The 24024-nt window shown below is 71.0% G+C and carries 21 protein-coding genes; 4 read left to right on the top strand and 17 right to left on the bottom strand.

Features of this window, described 5'->3' with window-relative positions; translation table 11 throughout:
* Window positions 1-36: 36 nt before the first annotated feature.
* The gene (locus ABZ098_RS42820) at window positions 37-1266 is read left to right on the top strand and encodes a DUF349 domain-containing protein (RefSeq protein ID WP_356600107.1); all 1230 of its coding nucleotides are present in this window, start codon (window positions 37-39) and stop codon (window positions 1264-1266) included.
* A 67-nt stretch (window positions 1267-1333) separates the two neighbouring features.
* On the opposite strand, the gene ABZ098_RS42815 is transcribed toward ABZ098_RS42820, so the two are convergent.
* The 16 genes from ABZ098_RS42815 to pgsA all read right to left on the bottom strand — a co-directional run bounded on the left by ABZ098_RS42815 (window position 1334) and on the right by pgsA (window position 17803).
* Complete coding sequence (locus ABZ098_RS42815; RefSeq protein ID WP_356600105.1) at window positions 1334-3868, bottom strand: bifunctional (p)ppGpp synthetase/guanosine-3',5'-bis(diphosphate) 3'-pyrophosphohydrolase; 2535 nt, start codon at window positions 3866-3868, stop codon at window positions 1334-1336.
* 280 nt (window positions 3869-4148) lie between these two features.
* Window positions 4149-4688 carry an adenine phosphoribosyltransferase gene (locus ABZ098_RS42810; protein WP_356600103.1) on the bottom strand — a complete coding sequence of 180 codons (540 nt, stop codon included), beginning with the start codon at window positions 4686-4688 and terminating at the stop codon, window positions 4149-4151.
* Window positions 4685-5794 (bottom strand): protein translocase subunit SecF, encoded by a 1110-nt coding sequence (gene secF, locus ABZ098_RS42805; protein ID WP_356600101.1) that lies wholly within the window; start codon window positions 5792-5794, stop codon window positions 4685-4687. The genes ABZ098_RS42810 and secF overlap by 4 nt, the downstream gene beginning before the upstream one ends.
* A 2-nt stretch (window positions 5795-5796) precedes the next feature.
* Entirely contained in the window at window positions 5797-7554 is a 1758-nt protein-coding gene (secD, locus tag ABZ098_RS42800; protein ID WP_356600099.1) for a protein translocase subunit SecD, read from the bottom strand.
* Between the two features lie 132 nt (window positions 7555-7686).
* Window positions 7687-8223, bottom strand: coding sequence for a preprotein translocase subunit YajC (gene yajC, locus ABZ098_RS42795; RefSeq protein WP_356600097.1), 537 nt, complete (start codon window positions 8221-8223; stop codon window positions 7687-7689).
* A gap of 174 nt (window positions 8224-8397) precedes the next feature.
* The gene (gene ruvB / locus ABZ098_RS42790; protein WP_356600095.1) at window positions 8398-9468 is read right to left on the bottom strand and encodes a Holliday junction branch migration DNA helicase RuvB; all 1071 of its coding nucleotides are present in this window, start codon (window positions 9466-9468) and stop codon (window positions 8398-8400) included.
* Window positions 9469-9478: 10 nt separating this feature from the next.
* Entirely contained in the window at window positions 9479-10084 is a 606-nt protein-coding gene (gene ruvA / locus ABZ098_RS42785; RefSeq protein ID WP_356600093.1) for a Holliday junction branch migration protein RuvA, read from the bottom strand.
* Window positions 10081-10623 (bottom strand): crossover junction endodeoxyribonuclease RuvC, encoded by a 543-nt coding sequence (gene ruvC / locus ABZ098_RS42780; RefSeq protein WP_356600091.1) that lies wholly within the window; start codon window positions 10621-10623, stop codon window positions 10081-10083. Before ruvC ends, ruvA begins: the two co-directional genes overlap by 4 nt.
* Before the next feature lie 117 nt (window positions 10624-10740).
* Window positions 10741-11493 carry a YebC/PmpR family DNA-binding transcriptional regulator gene (locus ABZ098_RS42775; RefSeq protein WP_053849910.1) on the bottom strand — a complete coding sequence of 251 codons (753 nt, stop codon included), beginning with the start codon at window positions 11491-11493 and terminating at the stop codon, window positions 10741-10743.
* A gap of 49 nt (window positions 11494-11542) precedes the next feature.
* Entirely contained in the window at window positions 11543-12148 is a 606-nt protein-coding gene (pdxT, locus tag ABZ098_RS42770) for a pyridoxal 5'-phosphate synthase glutaminase subunit PdxT (RefSeq protein ID WP_356600088.1), read from the bottom strand.
* A gap of 6 nt (window positions 12149-12154) precedes the next feature.
* Window positions 12155-13060 carry a pyridoxal 5'-phosphate synthase lyase subunit PdxS gene (gene pdxS / locus ABZ098_RS42765; protein ID WP_123759535.1) on the bottom strand — a complete coding sequence of 302 codons (906 nt, stop codon included), beginning with the start codon at window positions 13058-13060 and terminating at the stop codon, window positions 12155-12157.
* A gap of 120 nt (window positions 13061-13180) precedes the next feature.
* Complete coding sequence (locus tag ABZ098_RS42760) at window positions 13181-13453, bottom strand: DUF6210 family protein (protein ID WP_356600086.1); 273 nt, start codon at window positions 13451-13453, stop codon at window positions 13181-13183.
* 159 nt (window positions 13454-13612) lie between these two features.
* Window positions 13613-14155 (bottom strand): hypothetical protein, encoded by a 543-nt coding sequence (locus ABZ098_RS42755; RefSeq protein WP_356600084.1) that lies wholly within the window; start codon window positions 14153-14155, stop codon window positions 13613-13615.
* Between the two features lie 812 nt (window positions 14156-14967).
* Complete coding sequence (locus tag ABZ098_RS42750) at window positions 14968-16140, bottom strand: glycosyltransferase family 4 protein (protein ID WP_356600082.1); 1173 nt, start codon at window positions 16138-16140, stop codon at window positions 14968-14970.
* Window positions 16137-17054, bottom strand: coding sequence for a phosphatidylinositol mannoside acyltransferase (locus ABZ098_RS42745; RefSeq protein WP_356600080.1), 918 nt, complete (start codon window positions 17052-17054; stop codon window positions 16137-16139). The genes ABZ098_RS42750 and ABZ098_RS42745 overlap by 4 nt, the downstream gene beginning before the upstream one ends.
* The gene (pgsA, locus tag ABZ098_RS42740) at window positions 17051-17803 is read right to left on the bottom strand and encodes a phosphatidylinositol phosphate synthase (RefSeq protein ID WP_356600078.1); all 753 of its coding nucleotides are present in this window, start codon (window positions 17801-17803) and stop codon (window positions 17051-17053) included. The genes ABZ098_RS42745 and pgsA overlap by 4 nt, the downstream gene beginning before the upstream one ends.
* A 273-nt stretch (window positions 17804-18076) precedes the next feature.
* On the opposite strand from pgsA, the gene ABZ098_RS42735 reads away from it, so the two are divergent.
* Window positions 18077-20275, top strand: coding sequence for an elongation factor G-like protein EF-G2 (locus ABZ098_RS42735; protein WP_356600076.1), 2199 nt, complete (start codon window positions 18077-18079; stop codon window positions 20273-20275).
* 206 nt (window positions 20276-20481) lie between these two features.
* On the top strand, window positions 20482-22146 hold the full coding sequence (locus tag ABZ098_RS42730; RefSeq protein WP_356600074.1) for a hypothetical protein: 1665 nt from the start codon (window positions 20482-20484) through the stop codon (window positions 22144-22146).
* A gap of 166 nt (window positions 22147-22312) precedes the next feature.
* On the opposite strand, the gene ABZ098_RS42725 is transcribed toward ABZ098_RS42730, so the two are convergent.
* A complete protein-coding gene (locus ABZ098_RS42725; RefSeq protein ID WP_356600072.1) occupies window positions 22313-22873 on the bottom strand; it encodes an HIT domain-containing protein in 561 nt (186 codons plus the stop codon).
* 511 nt (window positions 22874-23384) lie between these two features.
* Here ABZ098_RS42725 and ABZ098_RS42720 point away from each other — a divergent pair.
* Window positions 23385-23996, top strand: coding sequence for a potassium channel family protein (locus ABZ098_RS42720; protein ID WP_356600152.1), 612 nt, complete (start codon window positions 23385-23387; stop codon window positions 23994-23996).
* Window positions 23997-24024 lie beyond the last annotated feature (28 nt).

Raw genomic sequence — 24024 nt, 5'->3', positions numbered from 1 at the left:
ACAAGCCCCTCGCAGGCATCATGTGGAGGAGGCGCTGTGAGCAGCGACCCGTGGGGCCGCGTCGACGAGACGGGGACCGTGTACGTGCGTACGGCCGACGGCGAGCAGGTCGTCGGTTCCTGGCAGGCCGGCTCCCCCGAGGAAGCCCTGGCCTACTTCGAGCGCAAGTACGAGGGCCTGGTTGTCGAGATCGGCCTCCTCGAGAAGCGGGTGAAGACCACCGACCTGTCGGCGAAGGACGCGCAGGCGGCCATCGACCACATCCGCGAGCAGGTCGACGCGCATCACGCGGTCGGCGACCTGGACGCGCTCAAGGTGCGCCTGGACAAACTCGTGGAGACCGTCGACAAGCGCCGCGAGGAGCGCAAGCAGCAGCGCGCCAAGCAGTCCGACGAGGCCCGGCACGCCAAGGAGGCGCTGGTCGTCGAGGCGGAGGAGCTGGCCCAGTCCGACCAGTGGCGGGCCGCCGGTGAGCGGCTGCGCGCGCTGGTGGACACCTGGAAGGGCCTGCCGCGCCTGGACCGCAAGTCGGACGACGAGCTGTGGCACCGCTTCTCGCACGCCCGCTCGGCGTTCTCCAAGCGCCGCAAGGCCCACTTCGCGTCGCTGGACGCGCAGCGCGAGGAGGCCCGCCGGACCAAGGAGCGGCTGGTCGGCGAGGCCGAGGCACTGTCCGGGTCGACGGACTGGGGTCCGACGGCCGCCCGCTACCGCGAGCTGATGGCCGAGTGGAAGGCCGCGGGCCGCGCCCAGCGCGAGCACGAGGACGACCTGTGGAACCGCTTCCGCGGCGCCCAGGACGTGTTCTTCGCCGCCCGCAGCTCGGTCTTCGCCGAGCGGGACGCCGAGCAGACCGAGAACCTCAAGCTGAAGGAGGAGCTGGCCGAGGAGGCCGAGAAGCTCCTGCCGATCGGCGACCTGAAGAGCGCCCGCGCCGCCTTCCGTGCGCTCAACGAGCGCTGGGAGGCCATCGGGCACGTCCCGCGGGACGCCCGGCCGAAGGTCGAGGGCCGGATGCACGCCGTGGAGCGCGCCCTCCAGGAGGCCGAGGAGACCGAGTGGCGCCGGACCAACCCGGAGGCACGCGCGCGTGCCGCGGGTCTCACCGGCCAGCTCCAGGCCGCCGTGGACAAGCTCCGGGGCCAGATCGACCAGGCGCGCGCCCAGGGCAACAACGCCAAGGCCGACAAGCTGGAGCGTGAGCTGGAGGGCCGCCAGGCGCTCCTGGACCAGGCGCTCAAGGGTCTGCAGGAGTTCGGCGGCTGATCAGCTGCCCCTGCTACGACGAGAAGGGCCCCGTACGTCGCGTACGGGGCCCTTCTCGTCGTATGCCCTACGACCGGTTCCGCGCCGAGGTCACGCGGTAGACGTCGTACACGCCCTCCACGCCCCGGACCGCCTTCAGGACGTGGCCGAGGTGCTTCGGGTCGCCCATCTCGAAGGTGAAGCGGGAGGTGGCGACGCGGTCGCGGGAGGTCTGGACGGCCGCGGAGAGGATGTTCACGTGCTGGTCGGACAGGACGCGGGTGACGTCGGACAGGAGCCGGGAGCGGTCCAGGGCCTCGACCTGGATGGCGACCAGGAAGACCGAGGACTGCGTGGGCGCCCACTCGACCTCGAGGATTCGCTCGGGCTCGCGGGACAGTGACTCCACGTTGACGCAGTCGCTGCGGTGAACCGATACGCCACTACCCCGGGTGACGAAACCGATGATCGGGTCGCCGGGGACGGGGGTGCAGCAGCGGGCCAGCTTGACCCACACGTCCTCGACGCCCTTGACGATCACGCCGGGGTCGGCGCTGGAGCGGCGCTTGCGGCCGCGACCGCGGGTCGGCGGGACCGACTCGTCGATCTCCTCGGTGGCCGCCTCCTCGCCGCCGAGCGCCTGGACGAGCTTCTGCACGATGTTCTGCGCGGAGACATGGCCCTCGCCGATCGCCGCGTACAGGGCGGAGATGTCGGAGTACCGCATCTCGTGTGCGAGCGTGACGAGGGAGTCGCCGGTGAGGATCCGCTGGATCGGCAGGTTCTGCTTGCGCATGGCGCGGACGATGGCGTCCTTGCCCTGCTCGATCGCCTCGTCGCGGCGCTCCTTGGAGAACCAGGCGCGGATCTTGTTGCGGGCCCGCGGCGACTTCACGAAGTTCAGCCAGTCCCGGGAGGGCCCGGCACCGGGCGCCTTCGAGGTGAAGACCTCGACGAGGTCGCCGTTGTCGAGCGTCGACTCCAGCGGCACGAGTCGGCCGTTGACGCGGGCTCCTATCGTGCGGTGGCCCACCTCGGTGTGCACGGCGTAGGAGAAGTCCACGGGTGTGGCGCCGGCCGGCAGCGCTATGACGTCGCCCTTGGGGGTGAAGACGAACACCTCGTTGCGGGAGAGGTCGAAGCGCAGGGACTCCAGGAACTCGCCGGGGTCCTCGGTCTCCTTCTGCCAGTCGAGGAGCTGACGCAGCCACGCCATGTCGTTGAGGTGGTCGTCCTTGCCGGTGGTCCTCGGCTGGTCGGAGCGGACCTTGGAGGTGCCGGCGACGGCCTCCTGCTTGTACTTCCAGTGCGCGGCGATGCCGTACTCGGCGCGACGGTGCATGTCGAAGGTGCGGATCTGGAGTTCGACCGGCTTGCCGTTGGGCCCGATGACCGTCGTGTGCAGCGACTGGTACATGTTGAACTTGGGCATCGCGATGTAGTCCTTGAACCGCCCCGGAACCGGGTTCCAGCGGGCGTGGACCGTGCCCAGCGCCGCATAGCAGTCGCGGACGGTGTCGACGAGGACGCGGATGCCGACCAGGTCGTAGATCTCCGCGAAGTCACGGCCGCGGACGATCATCTTCTGGTAGACGCTGTAGTAGTGCTTCGGGCGGCCGGTGACGGTGGCCTTGATCCGGGCCGCGCGCAGGTCGGACTGCACCTCGTCGGTCACTATGGCCAGGTACTCGTCCCGCTTGGGCGCCCGCTCGGCCACCAGCCGTACGATCTCGTCGTACATCTTGGGGTAGAGGATCGCGAAGGCGAGGTCCTCCAGCTCCCACTTGATGGTGTTCATGCCGAGGCGGTGGGCGAGCGGAGCGTAGATCTCCAGCGTCTCGCGCGCCTTCTTCTCCTGCTTCTCGCGCTTGAGATAGCGCATGGTGCGCATGTTGTGCAGGCGGTCGGCGAGCTTGATGACCAGGACGCGCGGATCCTTGGCCATGGCCACGACCATCTTGCGCACGGTCTCCGCCTGCGCGGCCTCGCCGAACTTGACCTTGTCCAGCTTGGTGACGCCGTCGACGAGCAGGGCGACCGAGTCACCGAAGTCGCGGCGGAGCTGGTCGAGGCCGTACTCGGTGTCCTCGACGGTGTCGTGCAGCAGCCCGGCCATGAGGGTCGCCGGGTCCATGCCGAGCTCGGCGAGGATCGTGGTCACCGCAAGGGGGTGGGTGATGTACGGGTCGCCGCTCTTGCGCTTCTGGCCGCGGTGCCAGCGCTCGGCGACCTGGTAGGCCTTCTCGATCTGGCGGAGCGTCGCGGTCTCGATCTTCGGGTCGTTGCTGCGCACTATCCGCAGCAGGGGCTCGAGGACCGGGTTGTACGGGTTGGAGCGCTGCACGCCGAGGCGGGCCAGGCGGGCGCGGACGCGGTTGGAGGAGCCGGTGCGGGCGGGCTGGCCCGCGCTCGGGCGGGCCGCCGGGGGCGCCGACGCGGCGGGCTCGGGCGAGGCGGGCTTGGGCCGGGGCGGCTCGGCCGGCTTGTCGACGGGCGCGGGGGCGTGCTCGACCGGCCCGCCGGCGTCGTTCGTCGCGGTCTTCGCGTCCGGCGCGGGCTTCGCCGCGGGCGCCGAGGCGGGCTCGGGCTTGGCGGCGGTCAGTGGCTGGGCCTCGTCTGGCAAGAGGACTCCTCGTGCGCGATCCGGGTCCCCCGGTCAGGCTCCGGAGAACCCATGGTAGCGATCCTGCGCCCCGGGATCGCCTTCAGGCCGATGTGAGAGGCGTCTACCTCTGGAACAAGAGAGGCCGCCATCGGAATTCCGGGGGCGGCACACCCCCTGGGGGGCGGGGAACTGCGCGACCAGCCACGACGGCGCGACAGACGACGGAGCACCTGTCTCCCGCAAACGCAACGGCCGTCCCGGTGTCCCGGAACGGCCGTTGCGTCAGTGCTTCTGTCGGTCAGACCACCAGCAGCGCTTCCAGCGGGGCACCCGCCAGCGCCGGCTCCAGACGGGCCCGCCCGCCCAGGAAGCCCAGCTCCATCAGGACCGCGAGGCCCGACACCTCCGCACCCGCCCTGCGGATCAGCTCGATCGAGGCCTCGGCCGTGCCGCCCGTCGCCAGGACGTCGTCCACGATGAGGACGCGGTCACCCGCGGACAGATCCTCCGCGTGCACCTCGATCTCCGCCGAGCCGTACTCCAGGTCGTACGCCTGGCTGAGGGTGGCCCCGGGGAGCTTGCCCGCCTTGCGCACGGGGATGAAGCCGAGTCCCGCGCGGACGGCGACCGGGGCGCCGAGGATGAAGCCCCGGGCCTCCAGACCGACGACCTTGGTGGCACCGGTGTTCGCGGCGATCACCGCGAGCGCGTCGGTGAGCGCCGTGAACGCCGCCGGGTCCGCCAGGAGCGGGGTGATGTCCTTGAACATCACGCCCGGCTCCGGGTAGTCGGCCACGTCGCGGATACGGCTGAGCAGCAGCTCCTCGATGCCCGTCATCGGCGCTTCCCCGAAGGACGGCCGCGGCCACGGCCCCGGGACGCGGGCTGGGTGCGCGGACCGACGACCGCGTGGGCGGTGCCGTCGTCCAGCTCGTCGTCGGAGACGGGACGCGCGTCGGTCAGGTCCTCCTCGACGGACGCCTGGGCACGCTTGGCCAGGACCCGCTTCTTGAGGGCCTTCATCGCCGGCTCCTGCTCCTTGAGGTCGGCGACGAGCGGCGTGGCGATGAAGATCGAGGAGTACGCACCGGCGGCGAGACCGACGAACAGCGACAGCGAGATGTCGTTGAGCGTGCCCGCGCCGAGGAAGCCGCCACCGATGAACAGCAGGCCCGCCACCGGCAGCAGCGCGACCACCGTGGTGTTGATCGAGCGGACCAGGGTGCTGTTGATCGAGCGGTTGGCGATGTCGCTGTAGGTCCAGCGGTTCTGCTTGGTGATGTCCTTCGTCTGCTCCTTGAGGGAGTCGAAGACGACCACCGTGTCGTAGAGCGAGTAACCGAGGATGGTCAGCAGACCGATCACCGTGCCCGGTGTGACCTCGAAGCCGACGAGGGCGTAGATGCCGACGGTGATGGTGATGTCGTGGATCAGGGCGACGAGCGCCGCGATGGCCATGCGCCACTCGAAGGCGATCGCCAGATAGATCACGACGAGGACCATGAAGATCGCCAGGCCCTGCCAGGCCTTGTTGGCGATCTGGTCGCCCCAGCTCGGTCCGACAAGGTCGGCGGCGATGGTCTCCGGGTCGACCTTGAAGTCCTTCGCGAGATCGGTCTTGATCTCGTCGGACTGCTTGGTGTCCATGCCGGCGATCTGGATGCGCAACGTGCCGTTGCCGAGCTTCTGCACCACGGCGTCGTGGCCGGAGGCCTCCTTCGCGTACTCCTCGGCCTGGGAGACCGAGACGCTGGTCTTCTCGGTGGTGAAGACCGCGCCGCCCTGGAAGTCGATGCCCATGTTGAGGCCGCGTACCGCGAGGCCCACGATCGCCGTGATGGTGATCAGGATCGAGATGCCGTACCAGAGCTTGCGGTGACCGATGAAGTCGTAGCTGATCTCGCCACGGTGCAGTCGGGCGCCGATGTTGCCGAGTTTCGACATGCTCACGCCTCCTTCGTGTGGGCGGGGGCGGGGCGGCGGGTGCGGCGCAGCGGCGGCTGGGCACCCAGGCTCTTCGGGTCGAGGCCGGACCACTTGCTGCCGCTCGCGAAGAACTTCCGGCGGGCCAGCAGCGTCATCAGCGGCTTGGTGAAGAAGAAGACCACGACGACGTCGAGCACGGTGGTCAGACCGAGCGTGAACGCGAAGCCCTGGACCTTGCCGACCGTCACGATGAACAGCACCGCGGCGGCGAGGAACGACACGAAGTCGGAGACCAGGATGGTGCGCCGGGCACGCGGCCAGGCCCGCTCGACGGCGGGGCGCAGCGAGCGGCCCTCGCGGATCTCGTCCCTTATGCGTTCGAAGTACACGATGAACGAGTCCGCGGTGATACCGATCGCGACGATGGCACCGCACACGGCCGGCAGGTTCAGCGCGAAGCCGATGGCCGGGCCGAGGAGGGCCATGAGCACGTAGGTGAGGATGCCGGAGACGAGCAGCGAGGCCATCGCGACGAGCGACAGGCCCCGGTAGTACGCCACCAGGTAGACCACGACCAGGAGGAGGCCGATGGCACCGGCGAGGAGACCGGCGTGGAGCTGGTCACCTCCGAGCGCGGCGGTCACCGTGGTCACGCTCTGCTCCTGGAAGGAGAGCGGGAGGGCGCCGTAGGACAGCATGTTCGCGAGGTTCTGGGCCTCGTCCTGCGTGAAGCTGCCGGAGATCTGGGCGTTGCCGCCGGTGATCGAGGAGCTGACGTAGGGGCTGGAGACGACCTCGCCGTCGAGGACGATGCCGAACTCGTTCTGCGGCTGGGTGTTCTTCGCGAGCTGGCCCGTGATGTCCGCGAACTTCTTGGCGCCCTTGCCGTTGAAGGTCATGGTGACCTGCCAGCCGGCCGCGGTCTGCGTGTCGAAGACCGCCTGGGCCTTCTTGACCTCGGTGCCGTCGACGGCGGCCGGGCCGAGCAGGTACTTGTACCAGACGCCGGACATCTCGCCACAGCCCAGAGTGGGCTCGCCCGGCTTGGCGCCCTCGCCCGCGGTAGTGCGCTGTGCCTTCTTGGAGCAGTCCAGGGCGGCGTACTGGGCCTGGAGCTTGGCCTGGGCGTCGGAGGGGGCGCTGCTCGCGGGGGCCGACGGGGAGGCGGAGCTCGACGCGCTCGCGGACGCCGACGGCGTGGAGTCGGCCTTCAGCGCGTCGGTGACCGCGCGGCCCTGCGAGGTGGCGGAGGCCGACGGGGAGGACGACGAGGTCGCCTTCTCGCCCGTGGAACCGGACTTGCTCGCGGAAGGGCTCGGCGAGGCCTTCGAGGAGCCGCTGGCGGACGGGCTCGGCGAGGCGGCCGCGGCGGGGCCGGTGGCGTCCTGGGCCAGGACCGGACGGAAGTACAGCTTGGCGGTGGTGCCGACCTGGTCGCGGGCCTCCTTGGAGTTGGTGCCCTTGGGGATGTTCACGATGATGTTGCGATCACCCTGGGTCTGCACCTCCGCCTCGGTGACGCCCAGACCGTTGACACGGCGGTTCATGATGTCGACCGCGGTGTCCATGTTGGCCTTGTTGATCGCGGACCCCTGGTCGGCCTTGGCCTCCAGCGTGATACTGGTGCCTCCGGCGAGGTCGATGCCGAGGCGCGGGGTGGTGTGTCCGGAGAGGAACATTCCACCGGTGAGCGCCACGATGGCGATCAGGATCAGGGCCAGCGTGCGCCCTGGCTTGCTCTGGGCACTCGCGCTCCGGCCCCTGTTAGGTGCTGCCACCTTCTCGTACTCCCTCTCGGGCCGCTCTCGCGCCGGGTCGGCGGGCGGGCGGCCATGACTGGTGTCGGGACCCCATGCGATCCGCGCAGGTCCGGGGCGCGCCGAGCTCGTGGCGCGCGCCCCGGAGTGCGACTACTTCGCGTCGGAGTCGCCGTCGGTCTTCTTCGGCTCGTCGTCCGACTTCGCCTCCGCGGTCCCGGTCTCGGCGTCAGCCTTGGCGGGCGCGTCGACGGCGGGCTCCTCGGCCGTGTCCTTCTTACCGAGGTCGACGGACTTCTCGTCGGAGGCGGCGGCAGCTTCGTCGGCGGACTCGTCGGTGTCGGAGAGGTCAGCGAGAGAGGAGGCGTCGTCCGGGACGACGTCGGAGTCGGACTTCAGGTCGTGCTCGATGCCGTGGACGATGCGGTTGTACTCGTCGTCCGTCAGTACGGCACCGATGGCGTTCTTCGCGAAGAGGAGGTCCACACCCGGGCCCGCGTCGAGGAGGACGGTGTCGTCGTTGACCTCCTTGACCGTCGCGTACATACCCCCGATCGTGCGGACGCCGCTGCCGGGCTGCATGTCGTTCCGCATGTTGGCGGCCTGCTGCTGCTTCTTCTTGGCCGACCGGGTCATCAGGAACATGGCCCCGATGAGCACGATGAACGGGAGGAGGGTCACGAGACTCACGGGTCGGAACTTCCTTCACGCGACCGCGATGGTGAGCGGCCTGATGGTTGGGGGTGTGTGCACCGCCGACAAAGGCGGCATCGGCGGAGTCTAAGCGAGTCCGCGCGCAGGGAACAACGCTCAGCATCGCACCTGGGTTCCGGACCGGGCCAATGCTTCGCCGTCACAAAGGCATCACGTCCCGAACAGGTCCTGTTGTCCGTTTCCGGTGGAGGCCGAGCGGGGCGGGGTGAGGCCGAGGTGGGCCCATGCGGCGGGAGTGGCGACCCGTCCGCGCGGGGTGCGGGCGAGCAGGCCCTCCCGTACGAGGAAGGGCTCGGCCACTTCCTCGACGGTCTCGCGCTCCTCCCCCACCGCGACGGCGAGCGTGGACAGGCCGACCGGGCCGCCGCCGAAGAGCTTGAGCAGGGCCTCCAGGACTCCGCGGTCGAGGCGGTCGAGGCCGCGGGCGTCGACCTCGTAGACCTTGAGGGCCGCCGCGGCGATGTCGCGGGTGATGACCCCGTCGGCCTTGACCTGGGCGTAGTCGCGGACCCGGCGCAGCAGACGGTTGGCGATACGGGGCGTGCCGCGGGAGCGTCCCGCGATCTCGGCGGCGCCGTCGGAGCCGATCTCGACGTCGAGCAGGTGGGCCGAGCGGTGGATGACGCGCTCCAGTTCGGCGGGCTCGTAGAACTCCATGTGCGCGGTGAAGCCGAAGCGGTCGCGCAGCGGGGGCGGCAGCAGTCCCGCGCGGGTGGTGGCGCCGACCAGGGTGAACGGGGGCAGCTCCAGTGGGATGGCGGTGGCGCCGGGGCCCTTGCCGACGATGACGTCGACGCGGAAGTCCTCCATCGCCATGTAGAGCATCTCCTCGGCGGGCCGCGACATGCGGTGGATCTCGTCGAGGAAGAGGACCTCGCCCTCCTGGAGGGAGGAGAGGATCGCGGCGAGGTCGCCGGCGTGCTGGATGGCGGGGCCGCTGGTGATGCGGATGGGGGCTTCCATCTCGGCCGCGATGATCATCGACAGGGTGGTCTTGCCGAGGCCGGGGGCACCGGAGAGCAGCACGTGGTCGGCGGTGGCGCCGCGCGCGCGTGCTGCCCGCAGGACCAGGTCGAGCTGTTCGCGGACCTTCTCCTGGCCGATGAACTCGTCCAGGTCCTTGGGGCGCAGGGCGGCCTCGACGGCCTGGTCCTCGCGGTCGGCGGACGCACCGACGAGCCGCTCGGCGGCGGTCTCGTCGGTGGTGTCGTCCCAGTTCACTGACGTTCTCCTAGCGGGCGCGGTTCAGGGTCTGCAGGGCGGCCTTCAGGAGTTGGCCGACCTGGGGGGTGCCCTCGGCGGCCTCCGCCTGCGGGGTGACGGCGGTCACGGCCTCGTCGGCCTCGCGCGTGGCGTAGCCGAGGCCGATCAGGGCGGCGTGCAACTGGTCGCGCCAGCCCTGGGTGACCGGTGCGCCGACGGCGGGGGCGCCGATCGGCTCGCCCAGCCGGTCCTTGAGCTCCAGGAGCAGTTTCTGGGCGCCCTTCTTGCCGATGCCGGGCACGGCGATGAGCGCCTTCTCGTCACCGGTGGCCACGGCTCGGCGCAGCGCGTCCGGCGCGTGCACGGCCAGCATGGCCTGGGCAAGGCGCGGGCCGACTCCGCTGGCGGTCTGGAGCAGTTCGAAGACCTGGCGCTCGTCGTCGTCGACGAAGCCGTACAGGGTGAGGGAGTCCTCACGTACGACGAGGGAGGTGGCGAGCTTGGCGGGCTGTCCGAGCCGGAGCGTGGACAGGGTGTTCGGGGTGCACTGGACGGCCATGCCCACACCACCCACCTCGACCACCGCGGCGTCGGGGGCGAGGGCGGCGACGGTGCCGCTGACGAACGCGATCATGCGAGACGGCCTTTCGGTGCTGCTTTGGCGGTGTGCAGGGCGACGGCCTGCTGGAGTCGGTTCTGGGCGGGGGCGCGCCAGATGTGGCAGATGGCGAGTGCGAGGGCGTCGGCGGCGTCGGCCGGCTTGGGCGGCGCGTCCAGCCGCAGCAGGCGCGTGACCATGGCGCCGACCTGGGCCTTGTCGGCGCGGCCGCTGCCGGTGACGGCGGCCTTGACTTCGCTCGGGGTGTGCAGGGCGACGGGGAGGCCGCGGCGGGCGGCGCAGAGCATGGCCACGGCGCTGGCCTGAGCGGTGCCCATCACCGTTCGGACGTTGTGCTGGCTGAACACCCGCTCCACGGCGAGGCATTCGGGCCGGTGCTCGTCCAGCCACTGCTCGATGCCCTGCTCCACGGCGACGAGCCGCTGCCCCAACTCGGCGTCCGCGGGCGTGCGTACGACCCCGACGCCGATCATCGTGAGCGGCCTGCCCGCGACCCCCTCGACGACGCCGACACCGCATCGCGTGAGACCGGGGTCCACCCCGAGTACGCGCACCGCGCCCCCCTCCTTCGATCTCCTGTTTGTGCAGGCTATCCGCTGCCACCGACAACGGCGGCGGGCCGGTGGGGTGTGTCCCACCGGCCCGCCGGACTCGCTCAGTTCGCGGCAGCGTTACGCGTCGACCTTCTCCATGACCTCGTCGCTGACGTCGAAGTTGGCGAAGACGTTCTGCACGTCGTCGCTGTCCTCGAGGGCGTCGATCAGCTTGAAGATCTTCTTGGCGCCTTCCTCGTCCAGCTCGACCTGCATGGTCGGGACGAAGTTGGCGTCGGCGGAGTCGTAGTCGATCCCGGCGTCCTGGAGGGCGGTGCGGACGGCGACCAGGTCGGTGGCCTCGCTGAGCACCTCGAAGGACTCGCCCAGGTCGTTGACCTCCTCGGCGCCCGCGTCCAGGACGGCGGCGAGGACGTCGTCCTCGGTCAGCTCGCCCTTGGGGACGATGACGACGCCCTTGCGGTTGAAGAGGTACGACACCGAGCCGGGGTCGGCCATGGAGCCGCCGTTGCGGGTCATGGCTACGCGGACGTCGGAGGCGGCGCGGTTGCGGTTGTCGGTGAGGCACTCGATGAGCACCGCGACGCCGTTCGGGCCGTAACCCTCGTACATGATCGTCTCGTAGTCGGCGCCGCCGGCCTCGAGACCGCCGCCACGCTTGATCGCGGAGTCGATGTTCTTGTTGGGAACAGACGACTTCTTGGCCTTCTGCACGGCGTCGTACAGCGTCGGATTGCCGTCCAGGTCCACGCCGCCCATGCGCGCCGCGACCTCGATGTTCTTGATCAGCTTCGCGAAGAGCTTGCCGCGCTTGGCATCGATCACGGCCTTCTTGTGCTTCGTCGTAGCCCATTTAGAGTGGCCGGACATCTGCCTGTCTCCTTCGCGTAACCCATCCCTGCAACCAACGCCTGAGATCCTACAAGGACTCCCGCGTCCGGTTCGCGCGCACCATGTCGACAAAGAGAGAGTGCACGCGGTGGTCGCCGGTCAGTTCGGGGTGGAACGACGTGGCGAGCGCGTTGCCCTGGCGCACGGCGACGATGTGGCCGTCGTGCTCGGCGAGCACCTCGGCCTCGGCTCCGACGGACTCCACCCAGGGGGCGCGGATGAAGACGCCCTCCACGGGATCGCCCGGAACACCCTTGACGTCGACCGCCGCCTCGAAGGACTCGTTCTGCCGTCCGAAGGCGTTGCGGCGCACGATCATGTCGATGCCGCCGATGGTCTCCTGGCCCGAGCGCGGGTCGAGGATCTTGTCGGCCAGCATGATCAGTCCCGCGCAGGTGCCGTAGACGGGCATGCCGTCGCGCACGCGCGCGCGTAGGGGCTCCATCACGCCGAACAGGACGGCCAGTTTGGAGATGGTGGTGGACTCGCCGCCGGGGATGACGAGGCCGTCCACCTCGGCGAGTTCCTCGGGGCGCCGCACCGGCCTGGCCACGGCGTCGGCCGCGGCCAGGGCGACGAGGTGCTCCCGGACGTCGCCCTGGAGGGCCAGGACGCCTATGACAGGAGTGCTCATGAGTGGTTACCAGCCGCGGTTGGCGTAGCGCTCGGTCTCGGGGAGGGTGTCGCAGTTGATGCCGACCATGGCCTCGCCGAGGTTGCGGGACGCGTCCGCGATGATCTTCGGGTCGTCGTAGAAGGTGGTGGCCTTCACGATGGCGGCGGCGCGCTTGGCCGGGTCGCCGGACTTGAAGATGCCGGAGCCGACGAAGACGCCCTCGGCGCCGAGCTGGCGCATCAGCGCGGCGTCGGCCGGGGTGGCGACACCGCCGGCGGAGAACAGCACGACCGGGAGCTTGCCGAGTTCGGCGACCTCCTTGACGAGCTCGTACGGGGCGCGCAGCTCCTTGGCGGCGGCGTACAGCTCGTGGTTGTCGTAGCCCCGCAGGCGGGCGATCTCGTTCTTGATCTGGCGCAGGTGGCGGACGGCCTCGACGACGTTGCCGGTGCCGGCCTCGCCCTTTGAGCGGATCATGGCCGCGCCCTCGGCGATGCGGCGCAGGGCCTCGCCCAGGTTGGTGGCACCGCAGACGAAGGGGGTCGTGAAGGACCACTTGTCGGAGTGGTTGACCTCGTCGGCCGGGGTGAGGACCTCGGACTCGTCGATGTAGTCGACGCCGAGGGACTGCAGGACCTGGGCCTCGACGAAGTGGCCGATGCGGGACTTGGCCATGACCGGGATCGAGACGGCCTCGATGATGCCCTCGATCATGTCCGGGTCGGACATCCGGGCCACGCCGCCGTCCTTGCGGATGTCGGCGGGGACCCGCTCCAGGGCCATGACGGCGACGGCGCCCGCGTCCTCCGCGATCTTCGCCTGCTCCGGCGTGACGACGTCCATGATCACGCCGCCCTTGAGCTGCTCCGCCATACCGCGCTTCACGCGCGCGGTGCCGGTCTCGGGAGCCTGGTTCTCGGTGCTGGACACGGGTTGACCTCGCTGAAGTGAAAGGGGGATTACTGCAGCACCGAGGAAACGTCACCGCAGCAGGCCACAGCAAGGGCCAATGGGGAGGAGGTGGCTCGTTTTGCTCCCCCAGGGGCCGGGTCAGTCGGAGTTCTCCCAGGTCAGAACGCCGGGGCCGTCGGGTGTGAGCACCGGCACCCATGCCTCGTCGGCCTCGGCCGGGCGGGACGCGTCGAGGACCGGTGGCGCGGGCCACAGGTCGTCGCGGTTCGCGGAGCCGTGGACGTGCAGGGTGACGGCGCTCCTCATCCGGTCGAGCAGTTCGGGCGGCCAGGGCGGGCCACGGGAGCCGGACCCCTTCAGCTCGTCGGCGAAGATCTCCTTGAGCTCCTGGTCGAGGGCGCGTCCCGGCACGGGGAGCAGCTACCCCTCCTGCTCGTACGGGACGCAGCCGTGGCCGCCGCCCTGCACCTCGTGGACGACGCCGGTGGGCGCCGCCACGATCACGAAACCGTGCCGTTCTCGTTGCCCTCCAGGTCGAGGAAGACCCGGCGCCGCGCGTCGGTCATCGTCCTACGCGGCCCGGTCCACCAGAGCGGCGGGCGGTTCGTCGTCCATCTCGAAGGCCATCGGGAAGGGGGCGTGACCGGCCAGGCGGAACCAGCGGACCTTGCGGTGCTGGCGCAGTCGGCGGGCGGCGCCGACGGCGTCGTTGTGGAAGCGGCGGGCCATGGGCACCCGGCGCACCGCCTCGGTGAGCTCGTGCGCGGCCGCCTCTCCGCCGGGCGCCTCACGCACCGCCTCCACCTGGGCAGACTCCGCGAACACGGCCCTCAGTGCCTGGCTCAGCTCGCTCTCGGCGACCTCCCGCTGCTCCTCCTCGGCCTGCCGGGCGGCGTGCGCGGCCTCGTACAGGACGATCGACGCGGCCGGGTCGAGCACGCCCGCGGTGGCCAGCTCCTGGGCGACGGAGGCCCGGCGGAGCAACTGCGCGTCCAGGCCCGCGCGTGTGGCGTCGATCCTGGCGTGCAGCCGGTCGAGACGGCCCGCGGTCCAGCTCAGATAAAGGCCGACCGCGACGAGCGCGACGATGATCCAGATGAGGGTGGGAGTCACGGGCAGCAAGGCTATCGGGGCGGGGTCGGGCGGGGCAGGTCAGGACGGGACGGGGAGGACGTGTGCGGGCGCGTTGGCGGCGGGCGTACGCGGTCCCCGGCACTACGGCGGCGACGGCGAGGTGCGTCCCACGCGAGCCGCCCCTGGCCCGCAACACCTCGCCCGGCCCTCGGCGCAGCCGTCCCGCGCCTGGCACGGCGGCGGGCACGTGACCTGCGGCGCCATGGACCCACGCCAGCCCCGCCCGCGCGTGCGAGACCGAACCGGCGAGGGTGCCGCCCAGCCGCGTGCCTGCACAGCGGCAAGCGCGTGACCTGCGAAGCCATGGACCCACGCCAACCCCGCCCGCGCATGCGGGACCGAACCGGCGAGAGTGCCGCCCCAGCCGCGTGACCGCACGGCGGCGGGCACGAGAACTGCGAAGCCATGGAGCCACACGTCACGGCTCACCCGGAGGCCGTCGACGTGGCGGCCCGGCCGTACGGTCAGTGCGGCCTCCCCCGGCACTCGGCCACCCCTACGCCGCACCCGCGCCGACTCCGTCCCGCGCCTGCGCCTGCGCCTCGCCCCCAGCGTGCCTGCACATCGGCGGCCCTGTCACGAGTGACACCAAGGCAACCACCACACCGGCCCCGACCACGTCAACGGCCCGCCTGAACGCCGTCGGGGCGAGGTGGCTCGGCCTGGTCCGTGCAGCCAGTGCGGGTGCCCGTGGCCTGCCTACGCCGCACGCTCGCCCCGTCGGCCCTGGCAGCAACAGCCCCGACCACGCTGGGCCGACCTCAGCCGGTCCCCGGTCGCCGGAGGCCAGGTCAGTCCCGCGCCAGCCCCAGCCGCGCCCTGAACCCCGTCCACCGGTCGTCGTCGTCCGCTGCCGCCACCGCCGCCGCGCCCGCCGTCACCGTCTCGTAGACGGACAGGATGTCCGCTCCGACGGTCGACCAGTCGAACCGGCGGACGTGCGCGCTGCCGCGCTCGCGCAGTTCGGCCAGCCTCGCCGGGTCGCCGAGCAGTCGTAGCGCCGCCTCGGCGAGCGCGTCCGCGTCCTCGTTGGCGAAGAGCTCGCCCGCCGTGCCGTGGTCGAGGACCTGGGCGAAGGCGTCGAGGTCGGAGGCGAGCACCGGGGCTCCCGCCGACATGGCCTCGACCAGGATGATCCCGAAGCTCTCGCCGCCGGTGTTGGGGGCGACGTACAGGTCGACGCTGCGCAGGAAGCGGGCCTTGTCCTCGTCGCTGACCATGCCGAGGAACTCGACACGCGCGCGTAGCTCTTCGGGAAGCGACTCCACCGCTTCCTCCTCGTCGCCGCGCCCGGCGACCAGCAGCCGGGTCTGCGGGCGCTCGGCGAGGATCTTGGGCAGGGCCTTCATCAGCACCGGCAGGCCCTTGCGGGGCTCGTCGATGCGGCCCATGAAACCGATGGTGTCGCCCTGCCACTCGGGCTTCGGCTCGGCCTTGGCGAAGAAGTCGACGTCCACGCCGTTGGGGATCACCACCGCGTCCCCCCCGAGGTGTTCGACGAGCGTGCGGCGGGCGTACTCGCTGACGGCGATCCGGGCGCTGATCTTCTCCAGGGCGGCCTGGAGGATCGAGTACGCGGCGACCATGACCCGCGAGCGCGGGTTCGAGGTGTGGAAGGTGGCGACGATCGGCCCCTGCGCGATCCAGCAGGTCAGGAGACCGAGCGACGGCGAGGACGGCTCGTGGATGTGGACCACGTCGAACTCGCCGTCGTGCAACCAGCGACGCACCCGTGCCGCCGACAGGAAGCCGAAGCTCAGCCGGGCCACCGAGCCGTTGTACGGCACCGGGACCGCTCGGCCGGCCGAGACGACGTACGGGGGCAGCGGGGTGTCGTCGTCGGCCGGGGCGAGGACGGACACCTCGTGGCCGAGGCGGATGAAGTACTCGGCCAGATCGCGGATGTGGAACTGGACGCCACCCGGCACGTCCCAGGAGTACGGGCAGACGATGCCGATCCTCACGGGCGGGCCCCGTCCGACGGTCGGGGCTCGAGGTCCTTCAGCCACAGACGCTGCAGCATGTGCCAGTCCTCCGGATGGTCGGCGATCCCGGTGGCGAAGGCATCGGCCAGCGCCTGTGCCATGACAGACGTCTTTTCGGCCCGCGTACCTGACTCGGGTACCTCGACCGGGGGATGAACCCTTCCCTGCATGACGGGCGAGTCGTCGTACCAGAGTGTCACCGGCAGCAGCAGGGCGCCCGTCTGCTGGGCCAGCAGGGCCGGGCCCGCGGGGATGCGGGTGGCCTCGCCGAAGAACCGCACCTCGACGCCGGACGACGACAGGTCACGCTCCGCGACCAGGCAGACCAGGCCGCCGTCCCGCAGCCGCCTGGCCAGCGTGCCGAAGGCGGTGCCGCCGCTGTGCGGGAGCACCTCCATGCCGAGGCCCTCGCGGTAGGCGACGAAACGGTCGTACAGCGTCTCCGGCTTGAGCCGTTCGGCGACCGTGGTGAACGGCGTCTCCAGCTTGGTGGTGACCCAGGCGCCGGCGAGGTCCCAGTTGGCCATGTGCGGCAGCGCGAGGATGACGCCCTTGCCGGCGGCGAGCCCGTCGGTGAGGTGGTGCAGGCCCTTGGGGTCGAAGCCGGCCTTGATGCGGTCCTTGCTCCAGGCGGGCAGCCGGAAGGACTCCATCCAGTAGCGCAGGTACGACCGCATGCCCGCGCGGGAGAGCTCGGCGAGGCGCTCGGGGCTCGCGTCGGGCACCACGCGCGCGTAGTTGCTCTCCAGACGCAGGACGCCCTTGCCGCGCTGCTTCCAGGCCAGGTCGGCGATGCTCCGGCCGAGGCGCACGGCGACCGGCTCGGGGAGCTTCTTGACCACGCCCCAGCCGAGGCCGTACAGCGAGTCGGTCAGCCGGTCCTGGGCGCTCACTTCGCGGCCTCGCTCCCCTGCTGCCGGGACGTCTCCCCGGCCACGTCCGGCTCGCCGGCCACGTCCGGCTCGGCGGTCCCTGATGCCGTATCCGACGCGGCACCCGCTTCCGCGGCCGCCTCCTCGGCCTCCGCCGACTCCCGGCGGACCGTGACGACCCGCTGGATCAGCGTGACCAGGCTTCCGACGGCGACGATCCACAGGGCGACCGGCAGCAGGTACTGGATGCCGGGCACGCCGAACTTGTGCAGGCCCGCGAGGCCCGCCAGGGTCAGGGAGATCACCAGGCGCTCGGCGCGCTCGACGAGCCCGTTGACGGCGACCGGCAGTCCGATCGACTCGCCACGGGCCTTGGTGTACGACACCACCTGGCCGCTGGCCAGGCAGAAGATGGAGACCGCGCACAGGGCGATGTCGTCGCCCCCGCCCGCGTACCAGAGGGCGAAGCCGCCGAAGATCGCGCCGTCGGCGACCCGGTCGAGCGTGGAGTCCAGGAAGGCACCCCAGCGGCTGGAGCGGCCGAGCTGACGGGCCATGTTGCCGTCGACGAGGTCGGAGAACACGAACAGCGTGATCACGACCGTGCCCCAGAAGAACTCGCCCATGGGATAGAAGACCAGCGCGCCCGCGACCACTCCGGCGGTGCCGAGGAGCGTGACCGTGTCGGGGCTGACGCCCCTTCTGATCAGAAATGAGGCGAACGGAGTGAGAACACGCGTGAAGAATGCACGCGCGTACTTGTTCAGCATGGCCTTCCCGACGGTCGGTGTGGCCGGCTCGGCCCCTGCTGGCCACCGGCTGGCCCATCGTAGCCACGCGCGCGCGTGGGCGACGGCCGGGCACCCGGAGCCCGTGTCACGGGCCCGTGGCATCCCGGTCACGGCGCGATCGCGTCACTCGTATGGACGAGCCGTGGCGGGAGTGGAAAGCTCGAAGAACCGCGGGCGTCACCGGAGCCGCACCGCACGCGGGTCCGCATGTCCGCGCCCACAGAGACCTCACCGTGCACGGGAGGCAAGGCCATGGGCGACAAGGCGAACGCACACCCCGGAGCCGCCGGCAGGGCAACAGCGGCCGACCACCCCGCGTCCGTACGGAATGTGGTGCTGGTCGGCCACTCCGGATCGGGCAAGACGACTTTGGTGGAAGCTCTCGCGCTGACCGCGGGAGCAGTGAACCGGGCGGGCCGCGTGGAGGACGGCGGCACCGTCTCGGACTACGACGAGATCGAGCACCGGCAGCAGCGCTCGGTACAGCTCTCCCTGGTGCCCGTCGAATGGGACGGGTACAAGATCAACCTTCTGGACACCCCCGGATACGCCGACTTCGTCGGAGAACTCAGGGCCGGTCTGCGCGCGGCGGACGCGGCCCTTTTCGTCGTCTCGGCCTCGGACGGGGTGGACGGCTCCACGCGCATGGTGTGGGAGGAGTGCGCGGCCGTCGGGATGCCCCGGGCGATCGTCATCACGCACCTGGAGGCCGCGCGGGCGGACTTCGAGGAGATGACGCGGATCTGCGCGGAGGCGTTCGGCGGCGACGACCCCGACGCCGTGCTCCCGCTCTACCTCCCGCTGCGCGGACCGCAGGGACCTGACGGGCACGCGCCCGTGACCGGGCTGACCGGACTGCTGTCGCAGAAGCTGTTCGACTACTCGTCCGGGGAGCGCAAGGAGTCCGAGCCGGGCGAGGACCTGCTGCCGGGGATCGAGGAGGCCCGCAACCGGCTCATCGAGGGGATCATCTCGGAGAGCGAGGACGAGACCCTCATGGACCGCTATCTGGGCGGCGAGCAGATCGATTTCAAGACCCTCGTGGAGGATCTGGAGCGGGCCGTCGCGCGCGGGGTGTTCCACCCGGTCCTGGCCGCCGCCCCCGCGGCCGAGGGCGCCCGGCAGGGGCTCGGTACGGTCGAGCTGCTGGAACTGATCACGGGCGGGTTCCCGACGCCGTTCGAGCACCCCACGCCGGGCGTCACGACCATCGACGGCAAGCCGCGCGAGATCAAGGCGTGCGACACCCAGGGGCCGTTGGTCGCGGAGGTCGTGAAGACGGCGTCCGACCCGTATGTCGGCCGGATCTCGCTGGTGCGGGTCTTCTCCGGGACCCTGCGTCCGGACGAGACGGTCCATGTCTCCGGGCACGGGCTCGCCGACCGCGGGCACGAGGACCACGACGTCGACGAACGCATCGGCGCCCTGTCCGCCCCCTTCGGCAAGCAGCAGCGCCAGCTCTCGCACTGCATCGCGGGCGACCTCGCGTGCGTGGCCAAGCTCAGCCGCGCGGAGACCGGCGACACACTGTCGGCCAAGGACGACCCGCTGCTCATGGAGCCGTGGGAGATGCCGGATCCGCTGCTGCCGCTCGCCATCCAGGCGCACAGCAAGGCGGACGAGGACAAGCTCTCCCAGGGGCTGGCCCGGCTGGTCGCCGAGGACCCCACCATGCGGCTCGAACAGAACCAGGACACCCACCAGGTCGTCCTGTGGTGCCTGGGCGAGGCACACGCCGACGTGGCCCTCGAACGGCTGCGCAGCCGCTACGGCGTGCAGGTGGACGTCGTACCGCACCGGGTGCCCCTGCGGGAGACCTTCGCCGGCCCGTCGGCCGGGCGCGGGCGGCACGTGAAGCAGTCCGGCGGGCACGGGCAGTACGCCATCTGCGAGATCGAGGTGGAGCCGCTGCCCGGCGGCTCGGGCATCGAGTTCGTGGACAAGGTCGTCGGCGGCGCGGTGCCGCGGCAGTTCATCCCGTCCGTCGAGAAGGGCGTACGGGCGCAGGCGGCCAAGGGAGTCGCCACCGGTCATCAGCTCATCGACGTCCGGGTGACGCTGCGGGACGGCAAGGCGCACTCGGTGGACTCCTCGGACGCCGCGTTCCAGACGGCCGGGGCGCTGGCGCTCCGGGAGGCCGCGGCCGACGCGAAGATCCATCTGCTGGAGCCGGTCGCCGAGGTGTCCGTGCTCGTCGGCGACGACTACGTGGGCGCCGTGATGAGCGACCTGTCCGGGCGGCGCGGCCGGGTGCTCGGCACCGAGCAGACCAGCGGCGGGCGCACGCTCATCAAGGCCGAGGTGCCCGAGATCGAGATCGGGCGGTACGCGGTCGACCTCAGGTCCCTGTCGCACGGCACCGCGCGCTTCAGCCGCTCCTACGCCCGGCACGAACCCATGCCGCCGCAGATCGCCGAGAGGATCCGCGAAGAGGCGCGGGTCGCCTCGTAGTTGGGTCCGGGCGCCGCACAAGTGGCGTTCGGGGCCCCACGGGTGACGTTTGAGGAACGCTCCCCTCCGAATCGGCGGGCGGCTTCGGCCGTCCGCCGATCGATGTCAGTACGGAGCGATACGCTGATGACCTGATCAACAGGTGTGCGAAGCAAGGAAGTCGGGAAGGCCGCAGTGGGTGAGTCCGGCGGCGATCGGGGGCGGGAATGACCGTTGACAGCGGCTACGCGGACATCTTCGGTCCGCAAGTGCCGCGCACGGGCGACGAGGCGCAGACGGCGACGTTCGCCCTGGCCTCGGCAGCCTATCGCGACAATCCGGTGGAGGAGATCCTCAAGGCCAACAACGAGTGGCACGAGTCGGCCGTCAAGGGCGGCCGCAGGTGGGCGAAGATCTTCCGCCCCAACCTGGGCGAAGCGTTCTCCACGGCGGTGATCACCCGCATGCTCGGCGCGGGCCGCAAGCCCCTGATCCAGTCCTTCGGCGCGGAGCCGCAGGTCGTGGTCGAGCACTGTCTCGCGGCGAACAACATCCGCCGAGAGCGGGACAACTGGCTGACCGCCGTGATGGTGCTGTGCGGTGTGCTCTTCCTGCCGGGGCTCCTCGTCTGGCTGCTGGTGTTCACGCTGCGCACCACCATCGCCAAGCGCGAGGACAACAAGCAGGCGGGCGCGCTCGCCACCGCGCTGCTCGTGGCGATGGGCGCGCTGGCCCTGCTCTTCCTGATCAAGATGCCCTTCGGAGGCTTCTGGGGCTGGTACGCACGCGCGTGCGTGGCTCTTCCCGTGGTCGGCTGGTTCTGGGCCAAGCAGATCTGCGAGCGCACCGCGAGGGATCTGCGGGAGCGCTGGGCCAGTCTGCTGGCCGGCAGCAGCGTGGGCGCCAAGGTGCCCGAGGCGGTGCCGAGCAACCCGGGCGAGACCGCGGCCGAGCAGCTGCGCCAGTCCCTGGCCATGCTGAGCGCCGAGCAGCAGTCCAACTCGGTCTTCTACGCCGGCCCCAAGGGCATACTCGGCATGGGCACCCGGTGGGGCAGCTGGCAGCTGGCCGAGGACCTGGTGTCCGCCGACCCCACCCGGGAGATCCACCCGTTCCGCAGCTGGGACGTCATCCGCTCCATCCACGACCAGCTCCGCATGCTGGAACGCAACACCATCAACACCGGCGGCTTCCCGAAGCCGTCCGTACGGCACTGGATCGTCACCCCGATCGCCGAGGGCGCGAAGGAGGTGTCCCGGCCCGGCGGCACCGACGTGGACGCGTACCAGGTCAAGTCCCACGCGATACAGGACATCTGCAACAAGCAGCAGTTCGGCGGCGGCGACCGGCACTACCTGGGCGTCCAGTGGACGCTGTGGGAGGGGCAGCTCGTCCTGACCATGCTGATCACGGTGACCGTGCTGCACGAGACGCTGCGCATCGAGGTCACCGGGCACGCGCTCGGGCCGGTGCACGGGCTGTTCACCTCGAAGCCGGCGGCCAAGGAGAAGGAAGTCGCCAAGCAGCTCCGGTTCTGGGAGACCAAGAAGATCAAGCTGCCGCTGGTCGACGCGGACGAGGTGGTCCGCCTCACCGCCCGGGCGCCCCTGACCTGGTATCCGCCGCTGCTCAACTGGCTCGGCGGCTCGCTCGCGCTGCCCGAGCCGTTCGGTCTGCGGCACGCCTGGGCGGACAAGCCGTGGCGGCACCGCTTCATGGCCGACGACGCGCTGCGCGCCGCGACGCCGGTGCTGCGGGTCGTGCACTCCGCGGCGATCCGGGTCCTTCAGGAGAACGGCGTGGACACCGAGAAGTTCGGCACGCGCGCGGGCTTCCTGAGCACGCAGGTGCAGGACGTGTCGCCGCGCCAGGCGGACCTGTACGACGCGTAGGCCTGCGGCGGTCGGGCCGGGTCTGGGTGCGGGTGGGTCCGGGTGCCGGCCCTGGGGGCTGCGCGCCCAGACCCCCCTTGAGTCTGGCGGCCTCGTCCTCGAACGCCGGACGGGCTGAAGAAATGCCGGAGTCGGCTGGGACGGGAGCTGCCGGCCTCGGCCGGGATCAGACCGTCGGCCAGGCCTCCGCCAGCATCTTGCGGGTGTCGCCGAGGAGCTGCGGCAGCACCTTCGTGTGGCCGACCACCGGCATGAAGTTCGTGTCGCCGCCCCAGCGCGGGACGATGTGCTGGTGGAGGTGGGCGGCGATGCCGGCGCCGGCGACCGTCCCCTGGTTCATGCCGATGTTGAAGCCGTGCGCCCCGGAGGCCGTCCGCAGGGCCGTCATCGCCTGCTTGGTCAGCGCCGCCAGCTCGGCGGTCTCCGGCTCGGTGAGGTCGGTGTAGTCGGCCACATGACGGTAGGGCACGACCATCAGATGGCCACCGGTGTACGGGTAGAGGTTGAGCACCGCGTACACCAGCCGGCCGCGCCGGACGATCAGACCGTCCTCGTCGGACTTGGCCGGAATCGAGCAGAAGGGACAGCCGTCGTCGGCGCCCGGGCCGGTCGGCTTGTTCTCGCCCTGGATGTAGGCCATCCGGTGGGGTGTCCACAGACGCTGGAACGCGTCCTGCGTCCCCACTCCCAACTGCTGCTCCGGCTCACTCGTCATGCGAAGCAGCATATTGCTTCGCCCGTTCGCGCCGTGTCGGCGGGGTTGTGGGAAAAGCGGCCCGGGCCAAGCTGGGCGGGTGGACGACGACAGCGGCACGCGCCCCGGCGGCGACGGGCACGGGACCGACGGCACCGACGCTCGCGAGGCCCACGGCACCGACTCTCACGAGGCCTATGGCACCGCCCGGCGAGAAGACCGCACCGCAGCCGATCACGACACCCCCGCCACCGACCCCCGCGAAGCCCACGCCACCAACGCCCACCAAGCCCACCGCACCGCCCGGCGAGAAGACCGCACCGCAGCCGATCACGACACCCCCGCCACCGACCCCCGCGAAGCCCACGCCACCGACCCCCGCGAAGCCCACCGCACCGCCGGGCGAGAAGCCCACTCGACGGCAGATCACGGGCCCCACAGCGCCGACGACGGCCGGACCTCCCGCCCCGCCCGCCCCGGCACCGGCAGCCCCGAACCCGCCGACACCGCCGACCGCCGGACCCGCTGGGAGCAGCGCACCGAGATCCCCCTCGCCGTGGCCGCCCTGGCCTTCCTCGCCGCCTACGCGCTCCGGGTCCTGGCGCACGATCTCCCGAAAGCCGCGCTCGACCTCTGCCTGGCGGTGACCCTGGCCGCGTGGGCGTCGTTCGCCGTCGACTACGCGGTGCGCTGGCGCCTCAGCGGGCAACGGCTGCGCTTCGTACGGACGCACGCACTGGACACCGTGGTCCTGCTTCTGCCGCTGCTGCGCCCCCTCAGGGTCGTGAAGCTGTACGAGGCCGTGCAGCGCCGCCGCGGCCGGCCCCGGCTCGCCCTGCACGCGCGCGTGATGGTGTACGCCGGTCTGTCGGCCCTGCTGCTGGGCTTCACCGGCGCCCTCGCCGTCTACCAGCAGGAACACCACGCTGCTGGTACGACCATGCGCACCTTCGGCGACGCCGTCTGGTGGACCTGCGCCACCCTCGCCACCGTGGGCTACGGCGATGTCGTACCGGTGACCCCGCTGGGGCGTCTGGTCGCGGTCGGTGTGATGGCCGTCGGGCTGGCCCTGCTCGGCGCGGTGACCGGGACCTTCGCCTCCTGGCTGCTCCAGGTGTTCGCGCGGGAGGACGACGAAGGGCCCCCGGGGAGCTGAACTCCCCGGGGGCCCCGCCGTACGCGGA

Origin of the sequence: Streptomyces sp. NPDC006335 (genome assembly GCF_040612795.1) — a bacterium.
GTDB lineage: Bacteria > Actinomycetota > Actinomycetes > Streptomycetales > Streptomycetaceae > Streptomyces.
This window is presented reverse-complemented; position numbering and strand designations above follow the sequence as displayed.